Raw genomic sequence first — 7,576 nt, forward strand, 5'->3', positions numbered from 1 at the left:
TTCAAGGCGAAGGGCAGTCGACTGGGCGCTCGCCCCAAACTGCCGCTGCATTGCAAGAACCAAAGCAATCCAGCCGAACACTGGCGTGACGGTGGCCACGATCCCAAGCGGCCACGTTCCGAACAGGTGGAACGCATAACCCGCGCTGCTGGAGGCAAGGGCCAGCAGCAACAGCCGCTTGCCAAGCCAGGGCAGAGGCTTCGGGCAGTTTCCCTCCTGGACCTCGCGTCTCACCCCTTCAAGTCGGCGCTGCACATCACTCTCCGCAACAGACATCATGGCCGCAGCTTAGCCAAGGCATTGAGATATGTCCATTATATTCAATGCGTTGCCTTTGGAGTCACTGCGGGTTTGGGTGTCGTTGTCTCGGGCAACATGCCCCGATGACCACCTAGAAGCGCTTCCCCATCACAATCTCTAGTTCCAAGGACCTGCCATGCGCAAGAATCCGTCGGCGCAATTCATTCGCGGTGGCCAGACCACCCAGCATTTCTGGGCGATGGCCAGTCAGGTCTTCTCTACCGGGCTGAAGGTCTCGGCGGCAATCTATGTCGTGTGCTTCGTGGGCTTGATCGCGCTGAACTTCCGGCTGGAGGAGGTGAACGAAGGCTACCTCTACTGGTTGGCCGATCTGAACGTCTCGACTCTGAACCAGCCGGATTTCATGTTGAGCTATGTGACCCCCGACGGCGTCACCCATACCGACGCGGCGATCCGTATCGTGCAGAACAAGGCCTTGCGCCAAAAGTACGATGACTACGCCGCCGAGGCCGAGTTCTACTACGAGGTCTCCTTCGTTCCGGCGGTCCTGGCCGGGCTCGCCATGGTCGCCTATTTCTCGTTGCTGGGGCGCAGGCTAGCCGACACCGAACACATTCGCGGCTCGCGGCTGGTCTCTCCCAAGGACCTCGAGACCTGGTCGCGGCGGAAGTGGAAGGAGTATCTCAAACACGTTCCTGCCAAGAAGGGCACGCGACGCTACACCCTCGCGTCCATTCCCTTCCCGCCGAACACAGTCGAAGCCCAGACCGGCATTTTCGGGACCGTCGGTGTCGGCAAGACCAATGCGATGAAGGAGCTTTTGGGCACGATCCGGGCCGAGAACGGCCGTGCGATCATCTATGACAAGATGGGTGCTTTCGTGCGGAATTATTACAACCCAGAGACCGACATCATCCTCAACATGTTCGACGCCCGATCGGTCAGCTGGTCGCCGTTCTACGAGGCCGAGACGCCTGAGGCCTTCGCGCAGATCGCCGAGGTGATGATCCAGCAGAAGCCGGGCTCCAATGACCCCTTCTGGTCGATCACCGCGCGTCTGGTCTTCGAATATGCCGCGCGGGGACTGATGAAGCAGAACCTGCGCACCAACACGGCACTCAGGAATGCCATTCTGACTATGCCCGCCGAGGCGCTGCAGGCCCTGGTGCAGAACACGCCGGGTGCGCTTTTCTTCGGCGAGAACATCCAGAAGACGTCCGCCTCGATCCGCGCCAACATGATCGCAGAGCTGCGGTTTCTGGAATTCCTGCGCGACGACGGCATCCGCACCTTCTCGATGCGCGACTGGGTGAAGTCGGAACGGCCCGGCTTCGTCTTCCTCACAGGCGATGCCGAACACTCTGCCGCCACCCGCAATGTCATCTCCACGGTCATTGAGGTCGCGGCCAACGCCCTGATGACCGGTCCGGAGCGCCGAGACCCAAGCCTGTGGTTCTTCCTCGACGAAGTGCCTTCTCTGAACCGGCTGCCCTTCTTGCCAACCAAGCTCGCAGAGATCCGTCAGTTCGGCGGCGCCTTCGTGTTGGGCTATCAGGTCTACAGCCAGCTGGAGGATCTCTACGGCGACAAGGCAGCGCAGTCGATCTCGGGCACCCTGAACAACCGGATCGTCTTCAACACCCCAGACGCCCGAACCGCACGGCTCTTCTCGGACAGCCTCGGGCTTTCCGACATCATCGAACATCGAGAAACGATCTCGTTCGGCGCCGATGTCACCCGTGACGGCAACACGCTGAACGCGCAGCGGGTCGAGCGCCCCATCGTCACGGCTTCGGAAATTCAGTCCTTGCCGCAGTTCAAGGCATACATCCGTTTTGGCTATGACGCGCCGACGGCCTTGGTACAGTTCCCGCCGATCTCTTCAAAAGACATCGCCCACGCCATCGTAAAATACGAAGGGAACGGTTTTGCCACCGGGTCGATGGAGGCACCGCTGATCGAAGAACCCGGGAAGGAGAAGGGGCCGGGTCACAATGAGCCGGTTTCGCCGACCCTGGCAAGCGCACCCGCAGTTGATCTGCCGTTCCTTATGCGCCCGGCAGCGGATCAGCTGAAAGAGTTCGATCTGTGGTTCGCCGCTAAAACCACCCCGGAAATCGATCCGATGACATTCGACCTCAAGGCCAAGGCCCGACCCGAGGACAAGCCGCTGGCATGGGAGAATTATTGTCGCGCCCGGATGCGAGGCATCGCGAAACCGGACCTGCGGCTCGCGGACCATATAGACGCATTGATGACCAACCGAAAGGGTCCGGTACAAAAGAGGGGGCCGGAGGTCACAGCTTACGAACAGGTTTTGGTGCTGGCCCAGCACGACGCGGCGCGTTCAGGCGTGGGGCCGGGTGTAGAGCCTGCGGTCAGCTCAATTGCACAGTTAAGGCCGATAAATCCCGCTCCTTGCGAAGAAGCGCGTGAAGGAGAAGATGGTGTGAGCGTCACTCCGGGTATCGCCGTGCCCAGGTCTTCGGCGGATCGGCGGCAGCTTAAGCGCGACATTCTGGATACGGGCTTCTGACCGATGCTCTCCGTTTCGAATGTCTCTGCCGGAGCTGCCGCCTCGGGCTATTACAGCACAGAAGGTTACTATGCGGCAGGCTATCCTGAAGCCGAAGCCGCTGCCCAGTGGTTCGGTCGTGCGGCAGAGTATCTCGCCGCAGAAGGGCAATTAGAGTTCCAGGGCCCAATCGATGACCGGGTTTTTGCGGACCTGCTGGACGGTCGCGCCCCGCCAACCGAGAAGAATGAGAAAGGCGAGTGGCGCCAAGGTCAGATCCTCGGCCGTTGGGTTGATGGCGAACGCGAACATCGCCCCGGCATCGACCTGACCTTCTCAGCGTCCAAGTCCGTCTCGATCATGGCACTTGTCGCCAAGGACGAGCGCATCATCGCGGCGCACGATGCCGCCGCACGTGCTGCGATGACCTGGATCGGGGCCAATGCGGTGGCCACAAGGCGCGCCGGACCAGACGGTGACATGGAGGTCGTTCAGGGCGGCAAAATCATCGCGGGCCTCTTTCGCCATGACACATCCCGCGCACTCGACCCGCAACTCCACAGCCATGCCGTCATTGCCAACATGGTGCTGAACCCGGACGGCAAATGGACGGCACTGCACAACGACGAAATCTACCTCACCAAGATGCTCGGCGGCGAAATCTACCGCAACGAGTTGGCCCGTGGACTGCGCGGTCTCGGCTATGAGGTCGACCGCAGCGGAAAAGACGGCATCGTAGAGATCAAAGGCGTGCCGCCCGCCCTCTTGTCACTCTACTCGAAACGCTCCGAAGCCATCGAAACTGCCCTCGTAAAACGCGGCCTCGACGACTCCCCGGAAAACCGTGCTCTGGCTGCATTGGCCACCCGCGTTGCCAAGGGCGGAAACCTTGACCGAACAGCCCTCCATGACCATTGGCTCAGCGAGGCCAAAGCGCAAGGCATGGCACCTGAGCAGTTGCAGGACCTGCGCCGCGCATCAGAGCGATCCCAACAGGTCCAGCTTGGCGGTGTCAGCCGGGAAGGGGTTGAGGCGGACTTCCCGAAACGTGAGGCGAAGGAAGCCCTTGCTTGGGCCGTCGCTCACCTCAGCGAGAGACAGAGCGTTTATCCGCTCCGCGATCTTCTGAAGGCAGCCCTGCCGCGAATGACCGAAGGAGGCATCAGCGACCTGAGCCGGGAAGTGACGGTGGCGATGAAGGACAAAAGTCTCCTCTATGCCGGCCAATCCGGCTTGAGCCCGCTTCTGACTGACCGAGAGACGCTGGCAACAGAACGCGAGGTGCTGAAGACCTATCGATCAGGACTGCGCTCGGGCAAGCTCGACCTCTCGGGTCTGTCGACCGAAAAGCGCGACCCTGAACGGGTGCTGGCGCGTGCGCTCGAGGACACGACCCTGACCGAGGGTCAACGCGATGCCGTCCGTGTCGGCCTGACCGGCACTTCACGCTTCGTCGGAGTGCAGGGCTATGCCGGAACCGGCAAGACCTTCATGGTCGAAAGTCTGCGCCGCTACGCAGAGAAGGCAGGTTACGAACTAATCGGCCTCGCCCCGTCGGGCCGGGCGGTGGAAGCCCTGAAGGAAGCAATCCCGGCGGCACAGACCATGCAGTCTTGGCTCATGCAGATCCGTCAGGGCGGTGATCCGGGCGGCGAGGGGCGGGGGCGCAAGATCCTTGTCGTCGACGAGGCGGGGATGATCGCCGCCACGGAAATGCGCGATCTGCTCAACCATGCCCATCGGAGCGGCTTTGCCCGCGTGATCCTCGTGGGCGACGTGAAGCAGCTCGATGCCGTCAGCGCCGGACAGCCCTTCGCCCAGTTGCAGCGGGCGGGCATGCCGACAGCCCTAATGACGGACATCCAACGCCAGCGGGATGAGACAGGCCGAGAGGCAGTACTCCATGCCATCCGGGGTGAAGTGAAGGCCGCGATGGCCCGCATCGGCGAAGTTGCCGAGACCGGCAATCGGGCGGAGATTGCGACCCATGTCGCCGACCGTTGGCTGAGGCTCGACGCCAAGGGCAGGGCAGAGACGGGCATTGCCGTGCTGACCAATTCGGCCCGTCAGTCGGTCAATGAAGTCGTCCGGACGACACTCAAACTTGAGGGCCACTTGGGCGCAGAGGATCATTCCCTCTTGGCGCTCAAGCCCGCAGGACTGACCCGGGCCGCTGCCGGCGATGCGCGGTCCTACAGCACCGGCGACATCCTGCTGCCGCTTGCCACCTCACGCCAACATGGGGTGGAGAAGGGCGATCTCTATGTGGTCCTTGAGACCGATCTGCGCGCCAACACGGTCACGGTCGAGGATGTCCGGCAGGGCAGGGCGCTGACCTTGCCGTTGCGTCAGGACGCCAAGCTGGCAGCCAGCCTCGTCCTCTATGTCCCCGAGGAACGCAACTTTGCTGCAGGCGAGAGGGTCCGCTTCACCATCGCCGACAAGGACCGCCAGATCGTCAATGGCACGCGGGGCGTCATTCAGGCGATCGGCGACGACAGCATCACCGTGACCGTCGGCGGGCGCGACCCCGTCATCCTGCCGCTTGCCAGCGTCACAGCGCGCGGGCTCGATCATGCTTACGCCTCAACCGTCCATGACTTTCAGGGCAGCACGGTGAACCGGATCATCGTGGGCCTCTCCTCAGCTGAGCAACTCGCCACTCAGAAGTCCTTCTACGTGGCGATCTCGCGGATGCGGGAGGAGGCACTTCTGGTCACTGATGATGCCGCAGCCCTTGCCAGGCGGATCGAAGCCAACACTGGCGACCGGCCAACCGCCCTCGAGTCTTGGCTCAAGGCCGAAAGGGATCGCCTCGAGAAGCAGAAAGCTGAAGCGCAGACCCCTCAGGAAAAGGCGGCACCGCCCGACCGGTCTGAACGTGACCGCGATGTAAAGGGGCAGAAAGCAGCCCTCGATCAGGACCGTTCTGACCGGGCCGCGGACTACGCAAAGCTGTTCTCCCTGCCCATCGGGCGCACCGACGCCGAGGTCGCCCAGACCCTCAAGGCCTTCGAAGAGCGCCAGAAGCAGAAGACCATCGAGGGCCCGATCAGATGACCCTCCCCTCAAATTCCCCCTTAACGGAGCCCGCCCATGCGCACTGAAAACACCGAAGCCAGTTGGCGCCTGCGCCTTGGCGACCGTGCCCGCCAACTGGTCCTGAGTGTGATGCCCGAAGACGGCAAGCCCGATGGCGACCTTCTCGAAAAGGCCCTCGCCAAACTGGATCAGGAGATGCTGCTCCTGACCAACCGCGCCGAAGTCCTAACAGAAGCAAATGCCCGGCTGGTCCCGACCATCACTGGTCTGGAGCAACGGATAACCGACGCCCTCACTCACAACGCCATGCTGTTGGGCGTGGCTTACCGCCAGATCTATTCCTGCCGTCAGCTCCTGGCCCTTCTCGAATCGCCGAGCAGCGCCGTGGGCAGCGTGATCGAAAAGACGCTCGACGTGCTTCAGAGCGCCGAAGACACATACCTGCGCCTCATCCCCGAAGCCGAGCGCCGCTTCCCGGAATTCGAGCAGAAGCTGGAAAACGAGTTCCTTGAAAAGCTTGAAGCCGCCAACCGCGCCAAGCAGGCCGAAAAGGCACGAGCACCCGGCAAAGACGAAGAAAAGGTCCTTTGATGAGCCCGCGCATCCTGAAGGCGGGCTGGGCCAGATTGGCCCAAACGCCGGGCCAGCGTGGCCCAAGGCCCGGGCCACGCTGGCCTGCAATTTGCCAAGTCTTTGATTTTGCTGTTAATATCCATCCTCCAGTCGCAGATGGCGAAAATCGCCGTTTTGCGAGTCTTTTCAATACCTTGCGACCCGCCTGCAGCCTGCTGCGTCAGGTGTGTATCTTTAGCGGCTGGAACAGACGCCCCTTCCCCCTTTCGGGCCTTTTCCACCTTGGGGATGGCGCAGCCAGCCTCGCCGACGTCAGCCCCCGGCAGGGTGGCTGGCGTGCCGTCTTTTGTCTTTCGCTGTCCGTACTTGCCCTGAATCCAAGTCTCGCCCTCGCTGAAAATGAATGGTACCGGGGCTCCAGCTTCAACTCGAGCAATTCTGATGCGACCTGGAAGAAGGTAGGCTTCGGGAAAATTCCCGCCTTGTCCGCGGCTGCTTCTTATCCGAAGGGCAGGGGACTTTTGCTCTTCACACCTGATCCTGACGCTACGCCCTTGGCCAATCTGCGCAGCCTGATCAGCGCCGCTGAGGCCGGTTCGGCAGATTATGACTCCGTCCAGCATGGGGCCACAGTCAAACCCGCGAAGCTGCCCACCTCGATGACCATCGATGAAATCCGGGCCTGGGTTGAAGCCACGCCCGGTCAGAACCACGCGATCGGCCGATACCAGTTCATTCCACCAACCTTTGAGCGGCTGGCATCCTTGACCGGCATTGCTGGCACCGAAGTGTTCTCAGCGGACCTGCAGGACCGTTGGGCGGATATTCTCTTGGCCGAGGCTGGCTATGTCTCGTTCTTTGCTGGCGACCTCACACCCGAGTCCTTCATGGACAACGTGGCTGCCGTCTGGGCGGGGCTACCGCTGGCTGATGGTACCTCCGCTTACGAGGGCGTCGCCGGCAACCATGCCACGGTCTCGCGCGCGGCCTATGCCCAAGGCATGGCGATGATTTTCCCCGCGCAAAACGCCCTGGCCGCAACCCGTCGCTGACCCGCCAGACCCGCCAGACCCGCCAGACCCGCCAGACCCGCCAGACCCGCCAGACCCGCCAGACCCGCCAGACCCGCCAGACCCGCCAGACCCGCCAGACCCGCCAGACCCGCCAGACCCGCCAGACCCGCCA

The 7,576-nt window shown here is 62.2% G+C and carries 6 protein-coding genes; 4 read left to right on the forward strand and 2 right to left on the reverse strand.

What is annotated here, in order from left to right; genetic code table 11:
* On the reverse strand, positions 1-279 hold a 279-nt coding region (locus tag AC1Y2B_RS23150; protein WP_482255486.1), incomplete at its 3' end, for a hypothetical protein.
* A 157-nt stretch (positions 280-436) separates the two neighbouring features.
* Between AC1Y2B_RS23150 and AC1Y2B_RS23155 the strand changes: the two genes are divergently transcribed.
* From AC1Y2B_RS23155 to AC1Y2B_RS23170, 4 genes are read left to right on the forward strand one after another with little or no spacing between them, the layout of a single operon-like run.
* Positions 437-2,797 carry a type IV secretion system DNA-binding domain-containing protein gene (locus AC1Y2B_RS23155; protein ID WP_482255487.1) on the forward strand — a complete coding sequence of 787 codons (2,361 nt, stop codon included), beginning with the start codon at positions 437-439 and terminating at the stop codon, positions 2,795-2,797.
* Between the two features lie 3 nt (positions 2,798-2,800).
* Positions 2,801-5,836 carry a MobF family relaxase gene (mobF, locus tag AC1Y2B_RS23160; protein ID WP_482255488.1) on the forward strand — a complete coding sequence of 1,012 codons (3,036 nt, stop codon included), beginning with the start codon at positions 2,801-2,803 and terminating at the stop codon, positions 5,834-5,836.
* Positions 5,837-5,872: 36 nt separating this feature from the next.
* Positions 5,873-6,409 carry a hypothetical protein gene (locus AC1Y2B_RS23165; RefSeq protein WP_482255489.1) on the forward strand — a complete coding sequence of 179 codons (537 nt, stop codon included), beginning with the start codon at positions 5,873-5,875 and terminating at the stop codon, positions 6,407-6,409.
* Positions 6,409-7,443, forward strand: coding sequence for a lysozyme family protein (locus AC1Y2B_RS23170; protein ID WP_482255490.1), 1,035 nt, complete (start codon positions 6,409-6,411; stop codon positions 7,441-7,443). The genes AC1Y2B_RS23165 and AC1Y2B_RS23170 overlap by 1 nt, the downstream gene beginning before the upstream one ends.
* Here AC1Y2B_RS23170 and AC1Y2B_RS23175 read toward each other — a convergent pair.
* Positions 7,380-7,576 (reverse strand): hypothetical protein (locus AC1Y2B_RS23175; protein ID WP_482255491.1); only part of this gene is annotated, 197 nt, incomplete at its 5' end. The two genes, AC1Y2B_RS23170 and AC1Y2B_RS23175, sit on opposite strands and share 64 nt — an antisense overlap.

This window comes from Stagnihabitans sp. (assembly GCF_964946895.1).

Coding starts and splice junctions, on each gene's coding strand:
- AC1Y2B_RS23155 (WP_482255487.1), top strand. CDS start 437: ATGCGCAAGAATCCGTCGGCGCAATTCATTCGCGGTGGCCAGACCACC.
- mobF (WP_482255488.1), top strand. CDS start 2,801: ATGCTCTCCGTTTCGAATGTCTCTGCCGGAGCTGCCGCCTCGGGCTAT.
- AC1Y2B_RS23165 (WP_482255489.1), top strand. CDS start 5,873: ATGCGCACTGAAAACACCGAAGCCAGTTGGCGCCTGCGCCTTGGCGAC.
- AC1Y2B_RS23170 (WP_482255490.1), top strand. CDS start 6,409: ATGAGCCCGCGCATCCTGAAGGCGGGCTGGGCCAGATTGGCCCAAACG.